The organism is Stenotrophomonas sp. Steno-Z4 (assembly GCF_056393145.1).
Genome location: NZ_JBWJPC010000004.1, coordinates 53,770 through 79,353 on the forward strand (window position 1 = coordinate 53,770; position 25,584 = coordinate 79,353).

A 25,584-nucleotide genomic window follows, 5' to 3' on the forward strand; every position below is an offset into this window, starting at 1 on the left:
AATGACCATGTCACCGCGTCTGCTTCCCCTCGCCACCGCCGTCATGCTCCATTGCAGCGTTGCAGCAGTGCAGGCTGCGCCTGCGGCACTGGAAAGCCTCACCCTGCTTGACCAGGCGGGGGGGCTGCCCGATGACTTCCGTGACCATTTCTTCGACGTACCCCTGGTGGTACGGGTCGAACGCGATGGTCAGTACCTGGGCGATGCCCGTGCCGTGCTGACCCGCGACAATACCCTGTCGCTGTTGGAGTTTACCGACAGCCACGACAGCACCGAACCGGCCGCCGAACGCGAGCGCTGGTTGAAGGCGTTGGCTGCACCGCGTCCGTTAGGCGCCTGCGAACAGGCCTGCAATGACAGCCTGGTGCGGCTTCACTACAGCCTGGAGAGCTCGCTGCTTTCCATCGCCACCGAGAACGGTGGGCGCGCCGCCATGCCGCAGCGCCACCTCGCGTTGCCTGAAGACGGCAGTCGCGGCCTGATCCTGCGCCACCAGCTCAACGCCTATGCAGGGCAGGGCGTGGGTACGGCCGGCCGCTACGCGCTCGACGCACAGGGCAGCCTGGGACACTGGACGCTGGTCGGCAACTACCAGGTCGACCGCAGCAGTGATGAAGCCGGGCAGCTGCGCCAGTCGGTGCAGAGCCTCTACGCACAACGCGAATTCCGCGACAACTTCCTGCGCGTGGGTTACTTCCTGCCCAACTTCCAGGGCGTCACCCGCCAGCCGCGTGCGCCCGGCTCGTTCAGCCACACCACCGTGGGCATGATGGCCGGCTCATCGGACAGCCTGGCCATTGATTCGCGCGCACCGAGCCTGTATCCGGTGTACGTGACCGCCAACCGCGAGGGCACCGTGGAGGTGTTCCGCGACGGCAGCCTGATCCAGACCCAGCCATTGCAGCCGGGCCTGCAGGAGCTGGATACCCGTCGCCTGCCGGGCGGCATCTACGAGGTCGAACTGCGGGTCATCGAGGAGGGACGCGAAAGCTCGCGTGAAACCGCGGTGATCCACAAGCCGGGCAACTGGCGCGACCCGAGCCGCCGCTGGCGCTACAGCGCGTTCGCCGGTGTCCAGCACAGCCTGCTGGACACCGTGGAGGACCCCAATGCCGGCGCCTTCGCCGCTGGCGGCATCCTCAATTACCTGGCCCATCCGCGTGCGATCCTCGGCGTGTCTGCCCAGCACCTGGATGGCGGGAATGCCGTCGCTGGATCGCTGGACTGGCAGGTCAACGACCGTGCCAATATCCATACCAACGCCTACAGCGGCGACCACGGCAATGGCGTCGATCTCCAAGGCATGTGGCGCCATGGCAAAGGCACCGTGATCGCCTCGCACAACCGCAGCTGGCAGGAGCGTCGCCGCCCCGGTGACGATGCCTACCCGCCGTTGCCGCCCGGTGCCGAGCTGCCGCAGACCCGCTCGGGCTGGCTGCAGACCAGTGCGCTGAGCATGAACCATCGCCTCGGTGACAGCAGCTACGTTGCGGCGCGCGTGTCGCATCACAGTGGCACCAGCAACGGCGTTGGGCTCGACCTGTCCTTCAGCCGTCGCCAGACCCTGTTCGGCAGCGACGCAACCTGGCGCGCTGCGGTGTTCGACCGCCCGGCCAGTGCCAGCAGCGGCACGCGCCGCAACCGTGGTGTCGACTTCACCCTGAACATCGCGCTGGGCCAGGAGGGGCGTCGCTACAGCGGCAGCCTTGGTAGCCGCACCGCCACCGATGGCGGGCGCAGCCTGTACGCCAGCGCGGGGGTACAGCAGACCTATGAAGAGGGGCTGCTGCGCAGTGTCGCCGGCCAGGCCACGCTGGACAGCGATGGGCTGGGCCTGAGCAGCAACGCGCTGTTCGAGCATCCTGCACTGCGCGGCGACGTGCATGCGCAGCGCTCCTCGCTGGGCCGCACCGTCAGTGGCGGCCTGAACCTGGAAAGCACCACGGCCATGGGCGGCGGCAAGCTTGCCATCGCAGGTGCGGGCCAGGTGAGTAGCGTCGACACCGGCATGATCGTGGACGTGAGCTCCGAGATGCCCGATGTGGAGCTGCGCGCGCACGACAGCCGTGGCGGTTCGTACGTACTGCACCCGGGCCGCAATTTCCTGCCGGTCACCGCCTACCGTACCGGGGCGCTGCAGATCGATTTCCACGGGCGCGCCGCACCGGCCGCGAGCATCCAGCCGGCCACGCTCGACTATCACCTCAACAAGGGTGGGGTGGCCTACGGCAAGGTGGAGGTGCTGAGCACGTTCACTGTGATGGGTCATCTCAAGGACGCCGCCGGCCAACCTCTGGCGGGCGCCCACGTCATCAACCAGGCCGGGCGCAGTGTGGCCGAGGCCGACGGGTTCTTCGCACTGGAAATGAGCGCAGGGACCCCGACGCTGATAGTCCGCCATCCGAAAGTGGCCGGCTGCAGTTTCCAGCTCGACGGCCAGGCCACCCGCCCGCAAGGCGATACCTGGCTGGCCGGGATACTGGAGTGCCCGCCTTCCGACCTCACACAAGCGCAGCCCGGTGCAACCGGATCGGCTGCTGGAGCAATGCCATGACCCTTGGTACCCACGCAGACACAATATTCCAACGCCTGCGCTGGGCGGTGTGCGCGCTGGCGCTGCTCGCGGGCACAGGTAACGCGGCCGCGGCCGACATCTACATCTCGGCCGAGTTCAAGCCGAGCACCCTGAATCCGGACAAGCGCGAGTTCGTCAATACCACGCCCTGGTCCGGCGTGTGCAACAGCACGCACCTGCAGGCATGCATCAACAACAACTGGTGGAGCATCGATACCAAGATCCGCGGTACCAAGCAGGCGGTCTACGAGCCGAACTACGGGCCCAACGGGTTCTATATCGGTATGCCAGACGCACGAACCGTACGCGTCACCTCCGATGACGGCCTGCATACCTTTGACCTTGGGTTCAACATCATCGGCGCAGCCATGCGACTGGTGGATGAGGATCGGGATGGGCCATGGGAGCCCGCGTCGGTGGGAAATCCGTCCAACTGCAACAGGGGACTGTCAAATGCCAGTGCGCAGAACCGCTCCACAATGCGAATGTTCCTGCGCCGCGATGGGGGACATGGTGTCGTGGCCTGTGCATTGCACTGGCAGGCGACGAACAACTACCTCATTACCGAGCTTGACTTCACCTACAAACTCACCACGCCGGAGCCGCTTGGGATGCCCAGCGGGGTGTATCACGGTGTCACCACGTTCACCGTGGGTGGTACGGGTGAGGGCACCGACTTCGACCTGGGTAACGGCGTAGCGCTTGATGACAGGGTGGTGAACATCCACTTCGAGTTGGACGTCCACCATCCCTTCGAACTCGAGCTGCCACCCGGGAGTGAGCGCGCGGTGCTGGCGCCCAAGGGCGGCTGGACGCAGTGGAGTGACCACGGCATCGTGCCGAAATCGCTTGAGCGGGAACTTCCGTTCACCATCAGCAGCTCTGGCCAGTTCAGTGTATCGCTGCAATGCGAGTACCCGCTGCCGGATGGCCGGTGCGCGATGCGGAACACGACGAAGCAGGCTGACGATGCGCCCTTGGACGTCCAGCTGACCTTGCCGGGCTTCCGCGTGGCATCCACCGGTGCAGATGCGGTGGGACTGGCGTTGACCACGACGATGGCGCCGCCGATCTTCACCACGCAGTCGCTGGCGATCCGCAGACCCTCGCAGCTTTATTTCGCGGTGAACGGTGACGCCGTCCGCAACATGCTGGACCATGCTGGCAGCCGCTATCGTGGTGATGTGACCGTGATCTTCGATGCGGATCCTTGAATCACCTGTTGTGCGACAACGGCGTGACGACGAACTCGCCCAGTTCTGAACTGTTTACGTACATGCGTGATCCGTTGACGCGCGGCATCGTCAGCGCACGCGGCGGTAACGCGGCGGTCCCTAGTCTTGGCTCACCGGCATCGCTTTCGACGCCGTCTACCGGAGAAGCATGATGGGCAACCAACAGAATCCGCAGCAGGGCCAGCAGAATCCGCAGCAGGGCCAGCAGAACCAGCAGAACCAGAAGGACCAGCAGCGCCAGGGCCAGCAGCAACAGCAGGACCAGAACCAGAAGGGCGAGCGCAACCAGCAGGGCGGCCAGCAGGAAGAAGAAGAATAAGCTGCAGCAGCAACGCTATGACCGGAGTCCGGCCTTTGGGCCGGACTTTCCGTTTGTTGGGTCACGACCAACGGTCGTGACCTACCGTTGCCGCTGAGACAAACCGTCGTGACCTACCGTTGCGGTTGAGTCACGATCAACAATCGGGTGCCGTTGCAGGGTGTTCACGAAGCAAGTGATACCCATTCGCATTTCGGGTACACTGGGGCGATCGCCTTGCCCTGGGTCGTGCCCGCCGTGTTTTCACGTCTGATCCCCGTTTTCTCTCCGTGGTTGCGCAACGCTGGCGTTGCCGCAGTACTCGGCGTGGTCGCGATGGCGCCGGTTGCCGCCCAGCAACGCAACCCGCTGCAGAAGGTCGGCGAGACCGTACTGGACCAACCGCCGCAGAGCTATCGGTTCGAGCGTTTCGTGATTGAAAGCGGCGAGCCTGCACGGCGCTGGCGCGTCAACGTCGGCGTGCCTGTGCGCAAGGCAGACGCGCCTGCGCCGGTGCTGTACATGCTGGATGGCAACGCAGCGGCCATGGTGTTCGACCAGGCGATGCTGAGCGACCTGGCCGCACATGCCGCGCCGGTGCTGGTGTTCATCGGGTACGACAACGACCTGCGCATCGATTCACCCGCCCGCACGCTCGACTACACCGCGTGGGTGGATACGGCCGATGATGAGAACGGCATGTCCCAGTCCAGCGGCGGCGGCGCCAAGGCGTTCCTGGAGGTCATCCAGCAGCGGATCAAGCCCGAGGTGGAGCGCCGCGCCCGGGTGGACACGCAGCAGCAGTCGCTCTGGGGCCACTCGTTGGGCGGGCTGTTCGTGCTCAGCACGCTGTACACCCAGCCGACCGCATTCCAGCAGTACGTGAGCGCCAGCCCCTCCTTGTGGTGGAGCCAGGGCGCGCCGCAGGGCGCGATGGAGCAGGAGTTCATCGCCCACCCCGCGCCGGCGAAGCTGTGGCTGATGCTCGGCGGTGACGAGCGCAGCGGCAACCGCGGCGTGCGTGACATGAGCAACCCGCGCGTGGTGGCGCACCTGCGCCGCATCGCCGGTGCCACCCCCGATGCCGCGCATGCCCTGAGCGGGCGCCTGGCCAAGGTGCCCGGGCTGCAGGTGACCTACCGCGAATTTCCTGGCCTGGGCCACGGCCCGATGCTGCCGGCTTCGCTGAAAGCAACGCTGGCGGCGCTGTACGGCGTGGCCGACAAGAGCGCCGATTGATTTTTCCTTACCCAGGCTGCGCCGATCCGGCCCTGCCAAGGCAACCCTTGTGACACGCGCCGCTGGCGCGCCCCTACAGAAGGAGTCTGCTATGTCCCGATTGATTTCCCTCCCGCGCGTTGCCGCGTTGGCCCTGGCCTTGTCGCTGGCCAACGGCGCGGTGTCCGCACAGCCGGTGTTCGATGCGCCGGCCAACGGCTTCCGTGGCAAGGTCAGCGCCCGCAACGAGAACGTGATTCCCGGCAGCACCGCTGAAGTGACCGGGCGCGCGTTCGTACCCGGCCAGCAGGTGACGCTGCTGCGCGGCGAGACCGTGCTCAACGCCACGCCGGTGGTGGTGGACGAACAGGGCAACTTCAAGGCCAGCGTGCAGATCCCGGCCGACGCCGTGCCCGGCCAGCACCCGGTGGTGGTGCGCGCCAGCCAGCCGGCTGCTGCGACCGTGGTGGCCCTGCGGGTGTCGCCGAACCTGCCGCTGAGCGGCCAGCAGGCATTCCAGCAGAGTTCCGGCAAGCTGGTGCAGGGGCTGTACCAGAGCGCCTACAGCGCGGGCAGCAACGCGCTGTTCGTGACCTCGGCGGTGGGCAGCCCGCCGGTGACCCAGTCGCAGCTGCTCAAGGTGGACCCGAAGACGCTTAAGGTGGTCAAGGCGATCACGCCGGCACAGGTGCCCGATGCCAAGGGCGGCAGCGTGTTTGCGGTGTATGGCGTGGGCGTGGACGATGCCAACGGCAACGTGTGGGTCAGCAACACCCGCCAGGACACGGTGGCGGTGTACCGCCAGTCGGATCTTTCGCTGGTGCACCAGTTCCCGGTGGGCGCGGTGCCGCATGCGCGTGACGTGGTGGTGGATGCCAAGCGTGGCAAGGTGTTCGCGTCGGCGGCTGGCGAAGACCATCTGTCGGTGTTCGATGCCAGAACCTTCAAGGCGCTGGAGCCGATCACGCTGGCATCCGGCGTGGACGACGAGAAGTTCGTGCCGATGAGCCTGGTGCTGGATGAAGCCAGCGGCAAGCTGTTCACGGTGAGCATCGGGACACCGGAAGCGGCAGTGATCGACGTGGCCAGCGGCAAAGTGGACAAGGTGATCGACCTGGGCAATTCGATCAGCGCCTCCGGCGTAGCCTTCGATGCGAAGCGCAACCGCCTGTTCGTGGCCTCGCAGGGCACCGACAACCTGCTCATCGTCGACGTAGCCAGTGGCAAGGTCCTGCACGATGTGCCGGTGGGCGCGGGTGCGCTGAACGTGGCGTTCGAACCGGTGTCCGGCCTGGCCTACGTCACCAATCGTGGTGCCGGCACGGTGACCGTGGTGGATGGCGACGGCAAGGTGGTCGGCAACCTGGACGGCGGCACGTTCCCGAACCACGTCCGCGAAGACGGCAAGGGCAACGTGTTCGCGGTCAACAAATCGCGCGCTGCGGAAGACCCGAAGGGCGACCGCATCACCCGCATCACCCCGACCCGCCGCTGATGCATTCCGCGCGCGGGGCTGCGGTCCTGCGCGCACCTGACGGAGTTATGACATGTCCAGTTCCCTGACCGCGCGCCGGCATCTGCTGGTGCTGGCCTTGGCAGCCGCACTGACTGCCTGCGGCGGCAAGCCCGCGGAAACCGCAGCGCCTGCCGCAGCCGCGCCGAAGGCGGCCAACGCAAACGCATCATCGCCTGCCGCGCTGCCGCAGGGCTGGCTGCACCTGGCCGGCGCCAATGTGCCCTCCAGCACCAACCTGATGCCGGTGCTTCCGGTGACGGTGACGTCCGACGACGGCGAACAGGTCACGGTGAAAGACGCCTCGCGCATCGTGGCTGGCGGTGACGATGTCATCGCGGTGATCGAAGCGCTGGGCCTCGGCGGCCAGGTGTATGCCGCGCCGCTGCGTTCGGCCACCGAAGCAGGGCGCAAGGCCCCCAAGCAGTTCCTGTTCAACCGCACCACCGGCGTGGAAGGCGTGCTGAGTCTGGAGGGGACGCTGTTCCTGGGCAACAGCCTGCGCCGGCATACCGAGCTGGCGAAGAAACTGCGCGGTGCCGGAGAGGCGGCCGTGGTGATCGATGACCTGCAGCCGGCGCCGGACAAGGTGCGCAAGGTGGCGGCCGCGCTGGGCGTGGCCGAGGCCGGCAACGCGCTGGCAGCGCAGGTGCAGGCGCAACTGGAGGAAGCCGCCGCGATCGCGTCGAGCAGCAAGGTGCACCCGCGGGTGATCCATCTTTCCGCGACCGGGGCTGGCGGCGCGCCGACCGTGGCGGGCGCCGACAGTGCCTCGGGCAAGCTGATCGGGTTGGCCGGTGGCGTGAACATCGGCACCGAAGCGGGCGTGGCCAACTATTCCGCGCTGAGCAATGAAGGCGTGGTGGCCGCAGCGCCCGAGGTCATCCTGGTGACCGAAAACGATCTGCAGCTGTTCGGTGGCGAGGCGGGCCTGTGGAAGGCCTACCCGACGTTGAAACAGACCCCGGCCGGCGCGGCCAACCGGGTGTGGGTGATGCCGGACGTGCAGTTGAAGGCGGCCAGCGTGGGCTCCGGCAGCGGTGCGGTGGCCTTGGCCAAGGCGCTGGCCGCACTGCCGTCGCCGTGAGCAGGACGCTGTGATGGAACGCGCTACACGCAGACGTGCAGGCGGATGGGTGCTGGCGATGATGGCGCTGGCCCTGCTCGGTGCGATCCTGGCTTCGTTCGCGGTCGGGCCGTTGCGCCTGCCACCGCTGGAGGTGGTGCAGGCGGTGGCGGTCAAGCTGGGCATGCTCGACCCCGCGCAGGTCAGCCAGCGCGACATGGCGGTGGTCTGGAACCTGCGCATTCCGCGTGCGCTGCTGGGCGCGCTGGTGGGGGCATCACTGGCGATGGCCGGGGCCAGCCTGCAGGGGCTGTTCGGCAATCCACTGGCCGATCCGGGCATCGTGGGGGTGACCCAGGGCGCGGCGCTGGGCGCGGTGGCGGCCATCGTGCTGGGCGCCGGCAGTGTGGGCGGCTGGACGCTGCCGCTGGCGGCCTTTGCCGGGGGTGCGGCGGCGATCAGCCTCACCTATGCGCTGGCGCGACCCGGGCGTAACACGGGCACGGCGACCTTGCTGCTGGTAGGCATTGCGATGGCGGCGTTCTGTTCGGCGGCGATCGGGTTCCTGACCTACATCGCCAGCGAAAGCGAGCTGCAGTCGCTGGTGTTCTGGCAGATGGGCTCGCTGGCACAGGCCGACTGGACTGACCTGGCGGCGGCGCTGCCGGTGTTCGTGCTGGGGACGTTCGCGCTGCTGCGGCTGTCCACGCCGCTGGACATGCTGGCGCTGGGGGAGCGCCAGGCGCAGCACCTGGGTCTGGACGTGAAGCGCACACGGCTGAAGCTGATTGCGTTCAGCGCGCTGCTGGTCGGCGCGGCCGTGGCGTTCGCCGGTTCCATCGGCTTCGTGGGGCTGGTGGTGCCGCACGTGGTGCGCATGCTGGTGGGCCCCGGGCACCGCTGGTTGCTGCCGGTGTCTGCAGTGACTGGTGCGGTGTTGATCGTGGTCGCCGATACCGCCGCACGTACGCTGGACCCGCCCGCGGAGATTCCGCTGGGTTTGTTCTCGGCAGCATTGGGTGCACCGTTCTTCCTGTGGCTGGTGCTGCACCAGCGCCGGAGCGGCACGGTATGAGCGCGCCGTTCCTGCAATTGGACGGCGTGGGCGTTCGTTTCGGTGAGCGGTCCATCCTGCACGACATCCACCTGGGGTTCGTGCCGGGCACGGTGACGGCGCTGGTCGGACCGAACGGGGCGGGCAAGTCGACGCTGCTGGCGGTGGCCAGTGGCGACGTCGAGGCCGATGCCGGGCAGGTGATCCTGCACGACAAGCCGATCGCGCACTGGAAAGCGATGGCGTTGGCGCGCGAGCGGGCGGTGATGCCGCAGGACCATGCAGTGCGCTTTGCGTTCACGGTGGACGAGGTGGTGGCGATGGGGCGGTTGCCGCACCCGGCCGATGCGTTGCGCGATGCGGCGCGGGTGGAACAGTCGCTGGGCCAGGCCGAGATGGTGGGGTTGCGGCGGCGCGAGGTGCAGACGTTGTCCGGCGGTGAGGCGGCGCGGGCCACGTTCGCGCGGGTGCTCACCCAGGACACGCCGTTGCTGCTGCTCGATGAGCCGACCGCGGCGCTGGACCTCCGTCACCAGGAGCGGACGCTGCGTGCGGTGCGGCAGCTGGCCGACAGCGGCGCGTGCGTGATCGTCGTGCTGCACGACCTGAACCTGGCGGCGGGGTATGCCGACCGGATCGTGTTGCTGGAGCAGGGCAGGGTGGCGGCTGATGGAACGCCGGACCAGGTGCTGACGCGCGAGCACATCGAGCGGGTGTACCAGCAGCCGGTGCTGGTGCTGCGGCACCCGCAACGCGATGTGCCGTTGGTGGTAGTCGCCGATCCCCCGCATAGCGCCACGCCCTGCGTGGCTGGGATTACCAGCCAAACGTCGCCGTAGCCATCACCGTACGGCCGCTGCCGTAATAGCAGGACGACACGCCGGTACAGGTAGACACATACCGCTTGTCCGCCAGGTTGCTGGCGTTGAGCGCGAGCTGCACGTGCGTGTTGCCATGCTGGCCCAGGTCATAGCGCAGCGCAGCATCGAACAGGGTGTAGGACGGAATGCGGTACAGGTTGGCGCTGTCGCCGTAGCTCACGCCGTTGTAGCGCGCGCCAGCCGCCAGGCTCACGCCACGCAGCGCACCGGCCTGGAAGGTGTAGTCGGCCCAGAATGAAGCGCTGTAGTCGGGCACCATGGCCAGCTGCTTGCCCTTGTAGGCCGCTGACGTCAGCATTTCCGAGTCCATACGCGAGGCCGCACCGATCAGGCTCAGGCCCTCGATCGGCGTGATGCGGCCTTCCAGTTCGATGCCGCGCACGCGGCCTTCGTCGCCCTGGATCGAGCAGACCGCCGTGCCGGTGGCGCCGCAGTTGCGGTGGCTGGCCACGGGGTCATCGACAATCATGTCCTGCTGGCGCAGGTCGTACACGGCCAGGGTGACCAGCCCATCGACGCTGGCCGGCTGGTACTTCAGACCGGCTTCCCATTGCGAGCCGGTCACCGGGTCGAACGCGGTCTGGGTGAAGCTGTCCAATGGCGACTTGTTGGAGGGCTGGAACGATTCGGCATAGCTGACATACGGGGTCAGACCGCTGTCGAACACATACAGCACGCCGGCACGACCGGTGAACGCTTCGTTCTTGATCACGTTGTGCGCACCCGGTTGCGAGATGCCGGTGGCGATGTTGCGGGTGGCGCTCAGCGTGTCGTCCTTGGTCCAGTCATACCGGCCGCCCAGGGTCAGGCGCCAGTGGCCGGCGGCCAGCTGGTCCTGCAGGTACACGCCGCTCTGCCGGTTGATGCCGGCGGTGGGTGTTTCGGTGGTGACGGTGGGCTGGTACGGGTAGTAGACGGGATCGAAGATGTCGATCGCGCGCGGGTTGGTCATCGCGCTGCGCACGCCTTCCCAGTCTGCCCGTTGCCAATCCCAGCCGAGCAGTACGGTGTGGTCCACCGCGCCCGTGCTGAAGCGGGCCTGCAGGCGGGTATCGAAGGTGTCGCCGTCGGAATCGCCGGTGCCCTGTACGCCGCGCCGGTTCTGGGTGCGGCCATCGGCATTGAGCGCGCCGAAGGTGACCACGCCGCGGTACAGCGAATCCACATGGGTGCGGCGTGCGTTCTGGGTCAGGGTAAGGTGGTCGTTGAACTGGTGTTCGAACATCCAGCCGGCCGTCCACAGCGTGCGGTCGAAGGTATTCCAGTCCGGCTGGCCGATGAAGGTGCTGTTCTTCATGTGGCCATGGGGCGTGGCGTTGAGGGTGCCGGCCATTGGCAGGAACTGGTAGGTGGAGCCGCCGTCGTCCTTCTGGTACATGCCGAGCAGGGTGAGGCGGGTGCGTTCGGCGATCTGCCAGGTGTAGCTGGGCGCGAGGAACCAGTGTTCCTGCGCCGTGTGCTTGATCTGGGTGTCGCCATCCCGGTACAGGCCGACCAGACGCAGCAGGTGCGTGTTGTCGTCGCTGCCGGTGCCGACGTCGAAGGCCGCGCTGTACTGGCCGTTGGCATCCACGCCCAGGCGCAGCAGCTGCTGCGGGTCCGGGGTGGGGGTCTTGCTGACCTGGTTGACCATGCCGCCGGGTGCGACCTGCCCGTACATCACCGCGGACGGTCCCTTGAGCACTTCCACGCGTTCCAGGTTCCAGCTGTCGAACATGCTGCGGTTCCACTGGCTGCCCTGCGGCGCGCGCATGCCATCGAGGGTTACGTTGTTGGCCCAGCTGCCGGCATCGAACCCACGGATGCGGAAGTCGTCCACGCGGTTGTCGATGCCGCTGCTTTCCAGGCTCACGCCCGCTACGTAGCGCATGGCGTCGTTGAGAGACTGCACGCCACGCGCATCGAGTTCGGCGCGTTCGATCACGGCGACGGACTGTGGCGTTTCCGCAATGCTGGTGGTGGTCTTCGTGGCGCCACTGGTGCTGTTGGCCGCGCGGTAGGCATTGACCTGGACGGCATCCAGATCGGTGGCGTTCTGCGCAAAGGCGACAGGAGCGGCGGCGCTGGCGATGCAGCAGGCGAGGGCAAGCAGGTTGGGGCGCAACCGGCGGAACGAAGCGGGGGAGGGGGTCATGTACTGCCAGCGTCAAGGTCGTCGCAGAGCGACGTTGACCCGCCATTTTAAGGATTCCGACACGCAATGCAATTGCGACCTATTCGCATGTACTAGCGGGGGCGGAGGGAGTTAACTCCGCGCCCGCGTGATAATCCGCTCGACATAGCCGTCAGTGTTCTACCCGTGGCAGCAAAAACCGCTTGCAACCCGTACGCAGAGGTCTAGAATTCGCCGCAGATCCTCTCAACCGCCGCCATGAACTCGATGCCGCTCCTGACGTTTTTTACTCGCACCCGCGCTTTCGCGGGACGGGCGCGTCTGCCTCGCGGCTCCTCTGGCGGCTGATCGGATTCGATCACCGCAGGACCCCAGACAGAGCGCCCATTGGGCGCTTTTTTCGTTTCAGTGTTCCGTAACACCACGCATCAAGGAGAACGTGCCATGCACCAGATCGCCGAGCCCCAAACCTGGCCGCACGCCCGTTAGCCAACGGCGGCGTGCGGCTCCCTGATGTTGGCAGCAGCGAGACCCCTTTTATGAACACCCAGACCCAGAACCTCCGGCGCAACCTCGGCATCATTGCCCACATCGACGCCGGTAAAACCACGCTCACCGAACGCCTGCTGTGGAAAACCGGCGAGATCCATCGCGTCGGTGAAGTCCACGATGGCGCGGCCACCACCGACTTCTCGGCGATCGAGCGCGAGCGCGGCATCACCATCGGCGCGGCCGCCGTGCAGGCGCATTGGGCGCCGCGTGGCGAACCCACCCATCACCTGACCCTGATCGACACGCCCGGGCATATCGACTTCGCCATTGAAGTCGAACGTTCGCTGCGCGTGCTCGACGGTGCGGTGGCGGTGTTCTCCGCCGTGGATGGCGTGCAACCGCAATCGGAAACCGTGTGGCACCAGGCCCGTCGCCATGGCGTGCCGCTGATCGCGTTCGTCAACAAGATGGACCGCATCGGCGCCTCGTTCGAGCGCGTGCTGGCGCAGCTGCAGGACAAGCTGCAGGCGCGGCCGTGGGCGCTCGGCTGGCCGTTGGGCGCCGAGAACGCCTTCCACGGCTGGGTTGACCTGGTCGACCGCAGCACCGTGCAGTGGGACGACGCCGGCACGCCGACCCGCACCGCGTGGACCACCGCTGAGCACAGCGAGTGGGAGCCGCGGCGTGCGGAACTGGTGGAAGCGGTGGCCGACCACGACGAACTGCTGGCCGAAGCCTGGCTGGACGGAAGTGCGGTGGAACCCGCCGCGCTGCGCGCTGCGCTGCGCCGGGCCACGCTGGCCGGTGCCGGCGTGCCGGTACTGGCGGGTGCGGCGTTCAAGAGCAAGGGCATTGAAACCCTGCTCGATGCCATCGTGGACTACCTGCCCGCGCCGGAAGACCGGCCGGCCGTGGTGGCCACGGAGGAAGCGGGCGAGGTCAGCCTGCCGCCGGATCCGAATGGGCCGCTGGCGGCGCTGCTGTTCAAGATCACGCACCAGCACCATGGGGCGTTGAGCTTCGTACGGGTGTATTCGGGCACGCTGAAGGTGGGCGATGCGTTGGCCAGTTCGCAGCATGCGCAGGGACGCCGGGTCAGCCGGCTGGTGCGAGTGCAGGCCGACCAGACCCACGACATCAAGCAGGCGGTGGCCGGTGACATCGTGGCGGTGCTGGGCTGGAAGGATGCGGTGAGCGGTGAAACGCTCAGTGCACCCTCGCGCCCGCTGTTGCTGGACACCATCCAGGCGCAGCACGCGGTGCTGGCGTGGCGGTTGACTGCGGAAAAGTCGGCCGACCTGATCCGCATCGCGCAGGGCCTGTCCAGCCTGGCCCAGGAAGACCCGTCGTTCCGCGTCGAAACCGAAGCGGACAGCGGCGAAACCCTGGTCTGGGGCATGGGCGAGCTGCACCTGGAGGTGATGGTGGAACGGCTGCGCACCGAGTGGAACGTCAACGTCCGCACCGGCGCGCCGCGCGTGGCCTACCAGGAAACGCTGAAGCAGGCGGTGCGTGGCATCGAAGGCAAGGTGGTCAAGCAGACCGGCGGCCAGGGCCAGTACGCCCGGGTGGTGCTGGATGTCAGCCCACGCGGGGACGGCGAGGTGCATTTCGTCGACCGCACCGTAGGCGGGGTGATCCCGCGCGGTTTCGTGGCGGCGGTGGAGAAGGGCGTGCGGAGCGCGCTGTCGGAAGGGCCGCGTGGCCATCCGGTGGTGGGCATCGAGGTGGCGCTGGTCGATGGGCAGACCCATGCCAAGGATTCGTCCGACATGGCGTTCCATCGGGCCGGTGCCGAAGCGGTGAAGGCCGCGCTGCTGCAGGCTGGAACACGCCTGCTGGAGCCGGTGATGGAAGTGGCCATCCACGTGCCGTCGGTGAATGTCGGTGACGTGGTGGGCGACCTCAACCGCCGCAGTGGCCGCATCGCGTCCATCGAGGACCAGGGGGGGCGTGCGGAAGTGGTGGGCTACGCGCCGCTGGCGCAGTTATCCGGCTACACCACCTCGCTGCGCTCGCTGACCCAGGGCCGCGCATCCAGCGACATGCGCTTCAACGGCTACGAAGAAGTACAAGCCGCCTGAATGTCAAAAGGAAAGGGGCCGGCAACGCCGGCCCCAACCAGGCGACCAAGGATCGTAGTGACACGCCATGCGTGTCAAAGCCATGACCCTGCGCACGTAAAACAGCCATGCGTGATAATAGGCGCAACCGTTTCAGGAGCGCCCCATGACCACCCCCCATTTCTACCCCGTCGGTACCCCCGGCCAACCCTGGGGCGATGCCGAACGTGCGGCATGGCGCGCGCGCCAGGTCGTGCAGCGCCACTACGCCAACGACGTGGTCGCCGCCTTGAATGCGCTGCCCGATGCACTGGAAATCGTCCAGTACGGCCAGCTTGAATCCATCACCGACACCTACCCGCTGCTGCTGGCCAAGACCCGCAACTGGAACCCGGCGCTCCCCACCGCACTGGTCACCGGCGGTGTGCACGGTTACGAAACCAGCGGCGTGCACGGTGCACTGCAGTTCCTGCGCGACCACGCGCAGGAGTATGCCGGCCGCATCAACCTGATCGTCGCCCCCTGCGTGTGCCCCTGGGGCTACGAACGCATCCAGCGCTGGAACCGCGATGCGATCGATCCCAACCGCAGCTTCCGCGACGGTGGCCGCATTGTTGAAACGGCCTCGCTCATGCACTGGGTCGCCGCCCGCAACGACGACCTGCTGGTGCACCTGGACCTGCACGAAACCACCGACAGCGACGCGCATGAGTTCGACCCGGCGCTGGCCTCGCGCGATGGCAAGCCGTGGCACCCGGAAACCATTCCCGACGGCTTCTATGTGATCGGCAACAGCGAGAATCCGGAACCGGCCTTCCAGCGTGCCCTGATCGCCGCCGTGGCCCCCATTACCCACATCGCCCCCGCCGACGCGCAGGGCAACCTGGTCGGGCTGCCGCTGCAGTCGCCGGGCGTGGTGTGGGGCGAATCGCGCTCGATCGGTGCCTGCGCGGGGTTCACCAGTGCCCGCTTCGCCACCACCACCGAGGTGTACCCGGACAGCCCGCGGACCACGTCGGCGGAGTGCAACGCCGCACAGGTGGCTGCCGTGCGCGCCGGGTTGGACTTCGCGCTGCAGGCAGGGTAACGGTCTTCGCGCGGCGGGCATCCCGCCGTGGCTATCATCGGCGCAACCCTCCGGGACCTGACCGATGAAACGATTGCTGTGCCTGTTGCTGATGGTGGCCGCGTTGCCGGCCACTGCCGCCGAACTGACCGTGTCGGCCGCGTCCAGCCTGACCGAAAGCTTCCGTGACATCGCCAGCGCGTACGAGGCGGCGCATCCAGGAACGAAGGTCGATCTGAACTTCGCCGCATCGGGCGTGCTGCTGCAGCAGGTTTCGCGCGGTGCGCCGGTGGATGTACTGGCCACTGCCGATACCGAAACGATGGTGCAGGCGGCGAGGGCCGGACTTCTGGAAACCGATTCCCGCCAGATCTTCGCCACCAACCAGCTGGTGGTGGTGGTGCCGCCGGGCCGCAGGGATGCACCCACATCCTTGGCCGCGCTGGCAGGGAAGGGCGTGCAGCGGGTGGCGATCGGCAATCCGGACAGCGTGCCGGTGGGCCGCTATGCACGCGCCGCGCTTCGGGACGCCGGGTTGTGGGAGGCGATGGCAGGCAAGACCATCACCACCCAGAACGTGCGCCAGTCCCTCGATTACGTGGCGCGCGGCGAAGTGGACGCCGGTTTTGTCTACGCCAGCGATTACCAGGCCACGCCCGGCCGCGTGGTGCGTGCCTTCGACGTGCCGCTGAAGACCCCGATCAACTACCCGGTGGCGGTGATCAAGGACAGCGCCCGTGCGGCGGAAGCGCGCCGTTTCGTGGCCTTCGTGGTCTCGCCGCAGGGTCAGGCGATCCTGCGCCGCCACGGTTTCGGCGCGCCCTGATCGATGGCGCTGGACTGGTCCGCGCTCTGGTTGTCGCTGAAGGTCGCCGGCTGGGCCACGGCGATCAACCTGGTATTGGGCATTGCGCTGGGCGCGCTGCTGGCGCGGCGCCGTTTCCCCGGGCGTGAGCTGCTGGACACGCTGCTGACCCTGCCGATGGTGCTGCCCCCGACCGTGCTGGGGTATTACCTGCTGGTGGTGATCGGGCGCAACGGACCACTTGGCGCATGGTTGCAGTCCAGCTTCGGCATCAACCTGGTGTTTACCTGGCAGGCAGCGGTCATCGCCTCTGCTGTTGCCTCGCTGCCGCTGGTGTTCAAGCCGGCACGCGCGGCGTTCGAGGACGTGGACGGGCAGCTGGAGCAGGCTGCGCGCACGCTCGGTGTCTCCGAGTTCGCACTGTTCCTGCGGGTCAGCCTGCCGCTGGCCTGGCGCGGCATCCTGGCGGGGCTGCTGCTGGCATTCGCGCGGTCGATGGGAGAGTTCGGTGCCACCTTGATGGTGGCCGGCAGCATTCCCGGGCGCACCCAGACCCTGTCCATCGCGATCTACGAAGCCGTGCAGGCCGGGCATGACGACACCGCCAACGGGCTGGTGATCCTCACCTCGGTGGTGTGCATCCTCATCCTGCTGGCGGCGGCGCGGCTGGTCGGCGGGCGCCGCCGGGAGATACGCGATGTGGCTTGAGCTGGACATTCGCCGCACGCTGGAAGCACCCGGCCAGCAGTTCACGCTGGACGTGCAGCTGCAGTGCAGCCAGCGGCAGGTGGTGCTGTTCGGCCCCTCCGGCGCGGGCAAGAGCCTGACCCTGAAGGCCATCGCCGGCCTGCTGCGGCCGCACGATGGCCATGTGCGGCTGGGCGGTGCGACGCTGTTCGACGCCGCGCAGGGCGTTTACCTGCCACCCCAGCAGCGCCGGTTGGGTTACGTGTTCCAGGACTACGCTCTGTTCCCGCACCTGACCGTGCGCCAGAACATCGCGTTCGGCCTGCGTCGCGGCTGGTTCAATCCCCGGCGACGCGAGGCCGACCCCGAGGTGGAACGCTGGATGGCGGCACTGCGCATCGAGCACCTGGCGCAGATGGTGCCGGCCCAGCTGTCGGGCGGACAGCGCCAGCGCACGGCGTTGGCACGGGCGCTGGTGACACGCCCGCAGGCGCTGCTGCTGGACGAGCCGTTTGCCGCACTGGACCACGCGTTGCGCGATCACCTGCGCCAGGAACTGCAGGGCGTTCTGGAGGCCACCGACATTCCGCTGCTGCTGATCAGCCATGACCCGGTGGACGTGGCGATGTTCGGCCAGCAGGTGGTGGAGCTGGTCGACGGACAGGCAAAACACCGCTGAATACCGCTGAAAACACGCTCCGATGACGGTTTCCGGATAGTGGCAAAGCACTCACGTCGAATTGACGATTTGCTCTCCATCCTGAATGCTCCAGCCTGCCAGTGGACGCCTGCCATGTCCTCGAACGTCGTGAAGATGACGCGCACGCAACTTACCGCCATGGTGGTCGGCGGCATGATCGGCGCAGGTATTTTCTCCCTCCCGCGAACCTTCGCCGGTGCCACCGGCCCACTGGGTGCGGTGGTGGCGTGGCTGATCGCCGGCCTGGGCATGTACACCCTGGCCCGCGTGTTCCAGCTGCTGGCCGAGCGCAAGCCGGATCTGGACGCCGGTGTGTTCGCCTATGCGAAGGAGGGCTTCGGCGACTACCCCGGGTTCCTTTCCGCGTTCGGCTACTGGATCGGCAGCTGCATCGGCAACGTGTCGTATTGGGTGCTGATCAAATCCACCCTGGGCGCGTTCTTCCCGATCTTCGGGGATGGCAATACCGTCGTTGCGATCCTGGTGGCCTCGGCCGGCATCTGGTTGTTCCACTTCATGATCCTGCGCGGTGTGCAGCAGGCCGCGGCGATCAACAAGATCGTCACCATCGCCAAGGTCATCCCCATCGTGGTGTTCCTGGTGATCATGGCCTTTGCCATGAAGATGGACGTGTTCCAGTTCAATTTCTACGGCGGAGGGCTGGAAGGCGGCATCTTCGAACAGGTGCGCGCGACCATGCTGGTCACGGTGTTCGTGTTCCTCGGCATCGAAGGCGCCAGCGTGTACTCGCGCTACGCCAAGGAACGCAAGGACGTGGGCGCGGCCACCATCACCGGCTTCCTGGTGGTCACCACGTTGATGGTGCTGGTGACCCTGCTGCCGTTCGCGGTGCTGGAGCGGGCCGACATCGCGGGCATGCGCCAGCCCTCGATGGCCACCGTGCTGGAAGCGGTGGTGGGCCATTGGGGCGCGGTGTTCGTCAGCGTCGGGCTGATGGTGTCGGTGCTGGGCGCCTACCTGGCGTGGTCGCTGATCTGCGCCGAAGTGTTGTCGGCCGCGGCGCGCACCAAGGACATGCCGGCCATCTTCGCCCGTGAGAACGCCAACGGGGTGCCGTCGGCGGCACTGTGGGCGACCAACATCATCATCCAGCTGATCGTGATCACCACCTACTGGTCGCGCGATGCGTTCTCGCTGATGCTCAACCTGACCAGCGCGATGTCGCTGATTCCGTTCCTGCTGGTGGCCGCGTACGGGTTGAAGATCACCCGGCGCGGAGAGACCTACAACGAGCGCCCCAACGAACGCGGGCGTGACCTGACCCTGGCGATCCTGGCCACGATCTATACCGCGTTCCTGCTATACGCCGGCGGCATCAAGTTCATCGTGCTCTCGGCGGTGCTGTATGCACCGGGCAGCCTGCTGTACTTCTGGGCGCGGCGCGAGCAGGGCGAGAAGATCTTCACCAAGGCATCGGATTTCATCATCCTGGCCGTGGCGGTGATCGCTGCCATCGTGGGCGTGTACTGGATCGCAACGGGCTACATCCAAATCTAAGGACCACGCCGCGATGAGCCCCGCCGTGGGTAGCCGCAAGCTGTCGCTGCTGGAGCTGACCGCGCTGGTGGTCGGGTCCATGATCGGTTCGGGCATCTTCGCATTGCCCGCTGCGTTCGCCGCCAACACCGGGGTGAACGGTGCGCTGCTGGCCTGGGCGATCGCCGGCACCGGCATGCTGATGCTGGCCTTCGTGTTCCAGTCGCTGTCGCGGCTGAAACCGGAGCTGGACACCGGCATCTATGCGTATGCAAAAGCAGGGTTCGGCGACTACGCCGGCCTGCTTTCGGCGGTGGGCTACTGGCTGGGCTGCTGCCTGGCCGACGTGGCCTGCCTGATCCTGATCAAGGCCACCCTGGGCCAGTTCTTCCCGGTGTTCGGCGACGGCACCACGGTGGTGGCGATCCTGTCCGCCTCGCTGCTGCTGTGGGGCTTCCACTTCCTGATCCTGCGCGGCATCAAGGAAGCGGCGCTGATCAACACCATTGCCACGGTGGCCAAGCTGGTGCCGCTGGCGGTGTTCATCGTGTTCCTGGTGCTGGGCTTCCGTGCTGATGTGTTCGCGCTGAACCTGTGGGGCGGCGAGCCGCCGGGCGCCGGCACGCTGTGGGAGCAGACCCGCGGCACGCTGCTGCTGACCGTGTTCGTGTTCGTGGGCATCGAAGGCGCCAGCGTGTACTCACGCCATGCGCGCCGCCGCGAGGATGTGGGTATTGCCACCGTGGCCGGCTTCCTGGGCGTGCTCTGCCTGCTGGTGATGGTCACCATCCTGTCCTATGGCATCCTGCTGCGCCCCGACCTGGCCGCACTGCGTACCCCGTCCATGGCGGGGGTGATGGAAGCCATCGCCGGGCGCTGGGGCGCGCTGTTCATCAGCATCGGGTTGTTGATCTCGGTGCTGGGCAACTACCTGTCCTGGTCGCTGCTGGCCGCCGAAGTGCTGCACTCGGCCGCGCTCAACGATGCGATGCCGCGTGCGCTTGCCCGCGAGAACCGTGCAGGGGTGCCGGACGCCGCGCTGTGGCTCACCAACGGCGTGATCCAGACCTTCCTGCTGGTCAGCTGGTTCGCCGACTACGCCTTTACCCTGGCGCTGAAGATGACCAGCGCGATGACACTGGTGCCGTACCTGCTGGTCGCCGCGTACCAGCTGAAGCTGTCGTTGGGCGCCGAGGGCGGCGTGGATGCGCCTGCCCATGCACGGATGCGCTGGATTGCCGGCATCGCCACGGTCTACGCCGCGTCCATGCTGCTGGCCGGCGGCAGCCGCTATCTGCTGCTGTCCAGCCTGTTGTACGTGCCCGGGTCGCTGCTGTTCTGGGCCTGGCAGCGCCACCGCGGCATCGCTTTCCGGCCGCTGGAAATGGGGGTGCTGTTGCTGCTGTGCGCGATGGCGGTGGCGGCGATCGTCGGCCTGGCCAGCGGCTGGCTGCGCCTGTGACCGGACCACCGGCCAGCCCGTCCCGCAGCGTGCTGGCGCGCCTGACCGCGCCGTATCGCGGCCCGCTGTGCCGTACCGGGCAGGTGCTGGGCGCGCTGTTGTTCATTGCCTCGCTCACCCCCAGCCTGGTGCCCCGCGGTTACGTGGCGCAGGGCCTGTTGTCGGGTGTTTGCTTCGGCGTGGGCTACCTCATCGGCGTGGCGCTGGCGGCCCTGTGGCGGCGCCTGATGCTGCCCGAGCTGGGCCGTGGACGGTTGCAGCAGGTCCTGCGCTGGCTGCCGTGGGTGAGCCTGCTGGCCTGCACGCTCACCGTGTGGTGGGTGCGCCCCTGGCAGGATTCGGTGCGCGCGGTGATGGGCCTGCCGCCGATGGACGAAAGCTTCTCGCTGCGGCTGCTGGTGATCGCGCTGGCCGTGTTCGGTGTGCTGCTGGTGCTGGGCCGCGCGTTCGCCTGGGTGGCGCGCCGGGTGGGGGCGTTGTCGCGGCGGGTGATGCCGGCGCCGGTGGCGCGCCTGCTGGGCATCGTGGTGGCGGCGGTGCTGTTCTTCAACATTGCCAATGGCGTGCTGCTGCGCGGTGCGTTGCATGCGGCCGACGCTTCGTTCCGCAAAGCCGACGCGTTGATTCCGCCCGATGCCATCGCGCCGACACGCCCGGGTGCGACGGGTGGACCGGGCTCGCTGGTGGCCTGGGAACAGATGGGCCGGGCAGGGCGTGATTACGTCACTGCCGGCCCCGATGCGGCGGACATTGCCGCGTTCACCGGAACACCCGCGCTGCAGCCGATCCGGGTCTATGCCGGGTTGCCGGCGGCCGCCGATGCCCGTGCCCGTGCGCAGCTGGCCCTGCGCGAGCTGCAGCGCCAGGGCGGTTTCGAGCGCGCCAACCTGGTGGTGATCACCCCCACCGGCACCGGCTGGGTCGACCCGGCGGCGGCAGACAGCCTGGAATACCTGCTGCATGGAAACGTAGCCAGCGTGGCGGTGCAGTACTCCTATCTTTCCAGCCCGCTGTCACTGCTGGTCGAGCCGGAGTACGGCGAGGAGACGTCGCGGCTGCTGTTCGCCGAGATCTACGCGTACTGGCGTACCTTGCCGGTGGAAACCCGGCCGCGGTTGTTCGTGCACGGATTGAGCCTGGGCGCGATGAATTCCGAGCGTTCGGTGAACCTGTTCGACATGATCGACACGCCGATCGATGGCGCGCTGTGGAGCGGCCCGCCCTTCGCCACCCGCACCTGGCGGCAGACTACGAACCAGCGCAACGCCGGCTCGCCCGAATGGCTGCCGGTGTTCCGTGACAGCCGCTCGGTGCGCTTCATGAACCAGGGCGGCAGCCCGGTACCGGCGGACGCGCCCTGGGGGCGGATGCGGGTGGTGTACCTGCAGTACGCCAGCGACCCGATTACCTTCTTCACCCCGTATGACGCGTGGCGGCAACCGGACTGGATGGCCGAACCACGCGCACCGGACGTGTCACCGGCGGTGCGCTGGTACCCGCTGGTGAGCATGCTGCAGCTGGCGCTGGACATGCTGCTGGCCGACCGTACGCCGATGGGCTACGGGCACGTCTTCGCGCCCTCGCACTATATTGCCGGGTGGCAGGCGGTATTGGGCACGCAGGGCTGGAGCGCGGGCGACATCCGTCGGCTTCAGTTCCTGCTGGACCCGCGCCGTCGCCAGCAGATCGAACAGCGGCGCAGTGCCGCCGGCGGCTGAGCAGCGCTCAGGGCTCGCGGGGTGGGTGCGGCATGCGGGTCTGTTGGGACAGGCGTTCGATGATTGCGAGGATGAGCGCCGACAGCAGCAGCATGCCGTGGATGACCGACATCCAGCGCAGCACCTCCGGCTCGACCACCAGGCCTTCTTCCAGCTTCATGAAGATCCGCAGCAGCGCGATGGCCGAGATCGCGATGATCGAACCCATCAGCTTGGTCTTCATTGCGCCGAAGTCGACCGTGCCCATCCATGCCGGCCGGCGTTCCTGGCCGGAATCGATCCGGGTCACGAAGTTCTCGTAACCGGCCAGGGTGACGATCAGCAGCAGGTTGGCCACCAGCGACATGTCGATCAGCGACAGCGCCAGCAACACCGCGTCAGCTGGACCAATACTGGCGATGTTCAGTACGTAATTGGCCAGCTGGCGCAGGAACACGAACAGCAGCAGCAACAGGGCCACCACCAGCCCGAAATAGAACGGCGCCATGATCCATCGCGCATCGAACAGACTGCGCGATACGTTGCGGCGGAACAGGCCGCGCAGGCGCTCCATCGGCATGGCACTCCGTCCTCAGTCGTCGAACCGATCGGACACGTCCGGACCGGTGTCTTCCACCAGGTCGGCCGGGCGGTCACCGTAGATCGTGTTGCGCATCTCGCGGCGCGCATCGCGGATCGCGGTGCCATCCAGCGGGCGGATCCGGATGATGCGGCAGGACTGCGGCATCGCCACGCTCGCGGTCCGCGGGATCACGCTGTCCCAGCGGGCGTTGACGGTGCCGAACGAATTGGTGATCTGCACCGTGTGGGCGATGGACAGCCCGGTACAGCGGCCGCGCAGCTCCAGCAGGTGACCCCGGCTGGAGCTGGTCCATACCGCCAGCGCCCGGTCACCCAGCGGCGTCCACTGCGTCTGGCGGACGAAGCGGGCCAGCTGGAACGACGCCACCGGTGGCCCGGCATGCTGCACGTAGAGGTTGAAGCGCTCCTGGGTGGTCATCGTGGGTGTGGTGGCACACCCGCTGAGGGCGGCCACGGCGAGCAGTGTCATCAGCAGGTGGCGCATGACGGTTCCTTTCGTGTCAGCGGGTGACGCGGGTCGTGGCGCCGTCGCTGGAGACCCGCACGCGGTCGCCCACGCGGTAGTCGTTGGGGTTGCCATCCTGGACCACGGCGACGGTCCGGCCGTTCTCCAGCTGCACGGTGATCTCCACGCCATTGCGTGCACTGCGGGCGAGCGCGTTGCCTGCGGCCCCGCCTGCTGCCGCACCTGCAATGGCGCCGATGGTGTTGGCACGGCTGCCACCACCGATGGAGCTGCCCGCCACGCCGCCGATGCCGGCGCCGACGATGGTGGCCACGCCACGTGAGTCATTCTGGATCTGCACCGCCCGGATGGACTGGACAGTGCCCATCTGCACGTCCTGGGCACGCCCGACCTCGGAGCGGTTGAAGGTGCTGGGCGTGGTGTGGGTGGCGCAGGCGGTCATGAACAGGGCCGATGCCAACAGCGCCGTCGCGGCGCCTGCCTGGGAAAGTTTCATCGTGTGTCTCCATCAAATGAATGCGCGGGACTGCGAAGTGGCCAGCCGTCCTGGCCCTGGAATGTGCTCCATGGAGCAGCGATTAACTACGCGACCGGTAACGGCGACGTGAAAGAAATCGCCGCGCCAAACACAGCAACACATCCCGCATTTACAGGGCTTTCTGCGCACTATCCAGATTCCGACGCTCACGTGAGCTTTACCTTTTCGGGACTAGTTCTGCACGCAACGAGAGCACATCCCGTGGCCGCCGCGATGACAGGCGGAGGCTTCGCTTTCCCTGTTTGTTTTCGCGAAATGGAGAGGCCTGCAATGTCCAGTGCAACTGTCTATGGCGTTCATTCCGAAGTCGGCGTCCTCAAGAAGGTGATGGTCTGTGCCCCCGGCATGGCGCACAGCCGGCTGACGCCCCGCAACAAGGACGACCTGCTGTTCGATGACGTGATCTGGGTAGACAACGCCAAGCGCGATCATTTCGATTTCATGTCCAAGATGCGCGCCCGTGGCGTGGACGTGGTGGAGATGCACGATCTGCTGACCGAGACGCTGGAGCTGGACGAGGCCCGCAACTGGATCCTGGACCACCAGATCAACGCCAACGAAGTGGGCGTGGAATTCATGACTGAAGTGCGCGCCTACCTGCAATCGCTGTCGGCGCGGCAGCTGGCCGAAACCCTGATCGGCGGCCTGAGCGTGTTCGACCTGCCGGACGACTTCGCCGGCCCCACGCTGCAGGCCGCGCGCGCCCAGCCGGACATCGTCGGTTACCTGCTGCCGCCGCTGCCCAACACGCTGTACACCCGCGACACCACCTGCTGGATCTACCAGGGCGTGACCCTCAATCCGCTGTACTGGCCGGCGCGGCATGAAGAAACCATCCTGACCACCGCGATCTACAAGTTCCATCCGGATTTCACCAAGGCCAGGTTCCCGATCTGGTTCGGTGACCCCACCGTGGACCACGGCAATGCCACGCTGGAAGGCGGCGATGTGCTGATTCCGGGCAACGGCATCGTGCTCATCGGCATGAGCGAGCGCACCTCGCGCACCGCCATTACCCAGCTGGCCCAGTCGCTGTTCAAGAACGGCGCGGCCAAGCGGGTGATCGTGGCGGTGATGCCCAAACTGCGCTCGGCCATGCACCTGGATACGGTGTTCACCTTCGCCGACCGCGACGTGGTGACCGTGTTCCCGGGCATCGTCGACCAGATCCACACCGTCTCGCTGCATCCCAGCGACAAGGCGCCGGGCTTCGAGATCGTGTTCGAGAAGAAGCACTTCAACGACGTGGTGGCCGAAGCGCTGGGCTTCAAGCAGCTGCGCATCGTCGAGTCCGGCGGCGACCGCTATGCGGCCGAGCGCTCGCAATGGGACAGCGGCAACAACCTGGTGGCGATGGCGCCGGGCGTGGTGGTGGCCTACGACCGCAGCACCCAGACCAACACCGACCTGCGCAAGCAGGGCATCGAAGTGATCAGCATCGTCGGGGCCGAGCTGGGGCGTGGCCGCGGTGGTGGCCACTGCATGACCTGTCCGTTGATCCGCGACGCGGTGAGTTTCTAGACGCTGCGCCGACATTTCCCGTCACGGCGGCCGG

At 67.1% G+C, this 25,584-nt stretch carries 21 protein-coding genes; 17 read left to right on the forward strand and 4 right to left on the reverse strand.

What is annotated here, in order from left to right; all coding sequences use genetic code 11:
- The first annotated feature begins 7 nt into the window (after positions 1 to 7).
- The 8 genes from AC06E7_RS11055 (at position 8) to AC06E7_RS11090 (ending at position 9,798) form a co-directional block, all read left to right on the forward strand.
- The gene (locus AC06E7_RS11055; RefSeq protein ID WP_478064670.1) at positions 8 to 2,554 is read left to right on the forward strand and encodes a TcfC E-set like domain-containing protein; all 2,547 of its coding nucleotides are present in this window, start codon (positions 8 to 10) and stop codon (positions 2,552 to 2,554) included.
- Positions 2,551 to 3,789 (forward strand): hypothetical protein, encoded by a 1,239-nt coding sequence (locus AC06E7_RS11060; protein ID WP_478064672.1) that lies wholly within the window; start codon positions 2,551 to 2,553, stop codon positions 3,787 to 3,789. The genes AC06E7_RS11055 and AC06E7_RS11060 overlap by 4 nt, the downstream gene beginning before the upstream one ends.
- Positions 3,790 to 3,961: 172 nt before the next feature.
- Positions 3,962 to 4,129 carry a hypothetical protein gene (locus AC06E7_RS11065; RefSeq protein WP_176472691.1) on the forward strand — a complete coding sequence of 56 codons (168 nt, stop codon included), beginning with the start codon at positions 3,962 to 3,964 and terminating at the stop codon, positions 4,127 to 4,129.
- A gap of 315 nt (positions 4,130 to 4,444) precedes the next feature.
- Positions 4,445 to 5,347, forward strand: coding sequence for an alpha/beta hydrolase (locus AC06E7_RS11070; protein ID WP_478064674.1), 903 nt, complete (start codon positions 4,445 to 4,447; stop codon positions 5,345 to 5,347).
- Positions 5,348 to 5,438: 91 nt separating this feature from the next.
- The gene (locus AC06E7_RS11075; protein WP_478064676.1) at positions 5,439 to 6,821 is read left to right on the forward strand and encodes a YncE family protein; all 1,383 of its coding nucleotides are present in this window, start codon (positions 5,439 to 5,441) and stop codon (positions 6,819 to 6,821) included.
- Between the two features lie 52 nt (positions 6,822 to 6,873).
- On the forward strand, positions 6,874 to 7,926 hold the full coding sequence (locus AC06E7_RS11080) for a heme/hemin ABC transporter substrate-binding protein (protein ID WP_478064678.1): 1,053 nt from the start codon (positions 6,874 to 6,876) through the stop codon (positions 7,924 to 7,926).
- A 13-nt stretch (positions 7,927 to 7,939) separates the two neighbouring features.
- Positions 7,940 to 8,980 carry a FecCD family ABC transporter permease gene (locus tag AC06E7_RS11085; protein WP_478064680.1) on the forward strand — a complete coding sequence of 347 codons (1,041 nt, stop codon included), beginning with the start codon at positions 7,940 to 7,942 and terminating at the stop codon, positions 8,978 to 8,980.
- Positions 8,977 to 9,798, forward strand: coding sequence for a heme ABC transporter ATP-binding protein (locus AC06E7_RS11090; protein ID WP_478064682.1), 822 nt, complete (start codon positions 8,977 to 8,979; stop codon positions 9,796 to 9,798). Before AC06E7_RS11085 ends, AC06E7_RS11090 begins: the two co-directional genes overlap by 4 nt.
- Here the strand turns inward: AC06E7_RS11090 and AC06E7_RS11095 are convergent.
- Complete coding sequence (locus AC06E7_RS11095; RefSeq protein ID WP_478064683.1) at positions 9,776 to 11,974, reverse strand: TonB-dependent siderophore receptor; 2,199 nt, start codon at positions 11,972 to 11,974, stop codon at positions 9,776 to 9,778. The genes AC06E7_RS11090 and AC06E7_RS11095 overlap by 23 nt on opposite strands.
- 518 nt (positions 11,975 to 12,492) lie before the next feature.
- Here AC06E7_RS11095 and fusA point away from each other — a divergent pair.
- The 8 genes from fusA (at position 12,493) to AC06E7_RS11135 (ending at position 22,443) form a co-directional block, all read left to right on the forward strand.
- Complete coding sequence (fusA, locus tag AC06E7_RS11100) at positions 12,493 to 14,529, forward strand: elongation factor G (RefSeq protein ID WP_478064685.1); 2,037 nt, start codon at positions 12,493 to 12,495, stop codon at positions 14,527 to 14,529.
- Between the two features lie 145 nt (positions 14,530 to 14,674).
- On the forward strand, positions 14,675 to 15,595 hold the full coding sequence (locus AC06E7_RS11105) for a M14 family metallopeptidase (RefSeq protein ID WP_478064687.1): 921 nt from the start codon (positions 14,675 to 14,677) through the stop codon (positions 15,593 to 15,595).
- 64 nt (positions 15,596 to 15,659) lie between these two features.
- Positions 15,660 to 16,400 (forward strand): molybdate ABC transporter substrate-binding protein, encoded by a 741-nt coding sequence (modA, locus tag AC06E7_RS11110; RefSeq protein WP_478064689.1) that lies wholly within the window; start codon positions 15,660 to 15,662, stop codon positions 16,398 to 16,400.
- A 3-nt stretch (positions 16,401 to 16,403) separates the two neighbouring features.
- On the forward strand, positions 16,404 to 17,087 hold the full coding sequence (gene modB, locus AC06E7_RS11115) for a molybdate ABC transporter permease subunit (protein WP_478064690.1): 684 nt from the start codon (positions 16,404 to 16,406) through the stop codon (positions 17,085 to 17,087).
- Positions 17,077 to 17,745, forward strand: coding sequence for an ATP-binding cassette domain-containing protein (locus AC06E7_RS11120; RefSeq protein WP_478064692.1), 669 nt, complete (start codon positions 17,077 to 17,079; stop codon positions 17,743 to 17,745). Before modB ends, AC06E7_RS11120 begins: the two co-directional genes overlap by 11 nt.
- Positions 17,746 to 17,859: 114 nt before the next feature.
- Positions 17,860 to 19,284 (forward strand): basic amino acid/polyamine antiporter, encoded by a 1,425-nt coding sequence (locus AC06E7_RS11125; protein WP_068851863.1) that lies wholly within the window; start codon positions 17,860 to 17,862, stop codon positions 19,282 to 19,284.
- Positions 19,285 to 19,297: 13 nt separating this feature from the next.
- Positions 19,298 to 20,725, forward strand: coding sequence for a basic amino acid/polyamine antiporter (locus AC06E7_RS11130; protein WP_478064694.1), 1,428 nt, complete (start codon positions 19,298 to 19,300; stop codon positions 20,723 to 20,725).
- On the forward strand, positions 20,722 to 22,443 hold the full coding sequence (locus AC06E7_RS11135; RefSeq protein WP_478064696.1) for an alpha/beta hydrolase: 1,722 nt from the start codon (positions 20,722 to 20,724) through the stop codon (positions 22,441 to 22,443). Before AC06E7_RS11130 ends, AC06E7_RS11135 begins: the two co-directional genes overlap by 4 nt.
- Positions 22,444 to 22,450: 7 nt before the next feature.
- On the opposite strand, the gene AC06E7_RS11140 is transcribed toward AC06E7_RS11135, so the two are convergent.
- From AC06E7_RS11140 to AC06E7_RS11150, 3 genes are read right to left on the reverse strand one after another with little or no spacing between them, the layout of a single operon-like run.
- Entirely contained in the window at positions 22,451 to 23,002 is a 552-nt protein-coding gene (locus AC06E7_RS11140) for a TIGR00645 family protein (RefSeq protein WP_210132500.1), read from the reverse strand.
- Between the two features lie 12 nt (positions 23,003 to 23,014).
- Positions 23,015 to 23,509: a DUF6491 family protein gene (locus AC06E7_RS11145; protein WP_217538095.1), complete on the reverse strand. Its 495-nt coding sequence runs from the start codon at positions 23,507 to 23,509 to the stop codon at positions 23,015 to 23,017.
- Between the two features lie 16 nt (positions 23,510 to 23,525).
- The gene (locus AC06E7_RS11150; protein WP_068851874.1) at positions 23,526 to 23,987 is read right to left on the reverse strand and encodes an outer membrane lipoprotein; all 462 of its coding nucleotides are present in this window, start codon (positions 23,985 to 23,987) and stop codon (positions 23,526 to 23,528) included.
- A gap of 312 nt (positions 23,988 to 24,299) precedes the next feature.
- Here AC06E7_RS11150 and arcA point away from each other — a divergent pair, with 312 nt between their 5' ends.
- The gene (gene arcA, locus AC06E7_RS11155; protein WP_478064699.1) at positions 24,300 to 25,550 is read left to right on the forward strand and encodes an arginine deiminase; all 1,251 of its coding nucleotides are present in this window, start codon (positions 24,300 to 24,302) and stop codon (positions 25,548 to 25,550) included.
- Positions 25,551 to 25,584 lie beyond the last annotated feature (34 nt).

Coding starts and splice junctions, on each gene's coding strand:
- AC06E7_RS11055 (WP_478064670.1), top strand. CDS start 8: ATGTCACCGCGTCTGCTTCCCCTCGCCACCGCCGTCATGCTCCATTGC.
- AC06E7_RS11060 (WP_478064672.1), top strand. CDS start 2,551: ATGACCCTTGGTACCCACGCAGACACAATATTCCAACGCCTGCGCTGG.
- AC06E7_RS11065 (WP_176472691.1), top strand. CDS start 3,962: ATGGGCAACCAACAGAATCCGCAGCAGGGCCAGCAGAATCCGCAGCAG.
- AC06E7_RS11070 (WP_478064674.1), top strand. CDS start 4,445: ATGGCGCCGGTTGCCGCCCAGCAACGCAACCCGCTGCAGAAGGTCGGC.
- AC06E7_RS11075 (WP_478064676.1), top strand. CDS start 5,439: ATGTCCCGATTGATTTCCCTCCCGCGCGTTGCCGCGTTGGCCCTGGCC.
- AC06E7_RS11080 (WP_478064678.1), top strand. CDS start 6,874: ATGTCCAGTTCCCTGACCGCGCGCCGGCATCTGCTGGTGCTGGCCTTG.
- AC06E7_RS11085 (WP_478064680.1), top strand. CDS start 7,940: ATGGAACGCGCTACACGCAGACGTGCAGGCGGATGGGTGCTGGCGATG.
- AC06E7_RS11090 (WP_478064682.1), top strand. CDS start 8,977: ATGAGCGCGCCGTTCCTGCAATTGGACGGCGTGGGCGTTCGTTTCGGT.
- AC06E7_RS11095 (WP_478064683.1), bottom strand. CDS start 11,974: ATGACCCCCTCCCCCGCTTCGTTCCGCCGGTTGCGCCCCAACCTGCTT.
- fusA (WP_478064685.1), top strand. CDS start 12,493: ATGAACACCCAGACCCAGAACCTCCGGCGCAACCTCGGCATCATTGCC.
- AC06E7_RS11105 (WP_478064687.1), top strand. CDS start 14,675: ATGACCACCCCCCATTTCTACCCCGTCGGTACCCCCGGCCAACCCTGG.
- modA (WP_478064689.1), top strand. CDS start 15,660: ATGAAACGATTGCTGTGCCTGTTGCTGATGGTGGCCGCGTTGCCGGCC.
- modB (WP_478064690.1), top strand. CDS start 16,404: ATGGCGCTGGACTGGTCCGCGCTCTGGTTGTCGCTGAAGGTCGCCGGC.
- AC06E7_RS11120 (WP_478064692.1), top strand. CDS start 17,077: ATGTGGCTTGAGCTGGACATTCGCCGCACGCTGGAAGCACCCGGCCAG.
- AC06E7_RS11125 (WP_068851863.1), top strand. CDS start 17,860: ATGTCCTCGAACGTCGTGAAGATGACGCGCACGCAACTTACCGCCATG.
- AC06E7_RS11130 (WP_478064694.1), top strand. CDS start 19,298: ATGAGCCCCGCCGTGGGTAGCCGCAAGCTGTCGCTGCTGGAGCTGACC.
- AC06E7_RS11140 (WP_210132500.1), bottom strand. CDS start 23,002: ATGCCGATGGAGCGCCTGCGCGGCCTGTTCCGCCGCAACGTATCGCGC.
- AC06E7_RS11145 (WP_217538095.1), bottom strand. CDS start 23,509: ATGCGCCACCTGCTGATGACACTGCTCGCCGTGGCCGCCCTCAGCGGG.
- AC06E7_RS11150 (WP_068851874.1), bottom strand. CDS start 23,987: ATGAAACTTTCCCAGGCAGGCGCCGCGACGGCGCTGTTGGCATCGGCC.
- arcA (WP_478064699.1), top strand. CDS start 24,300: ATGTCCAGTGCAACTGTCTATGGCGTTCATTCCGAAGTCGGCGTCCTC.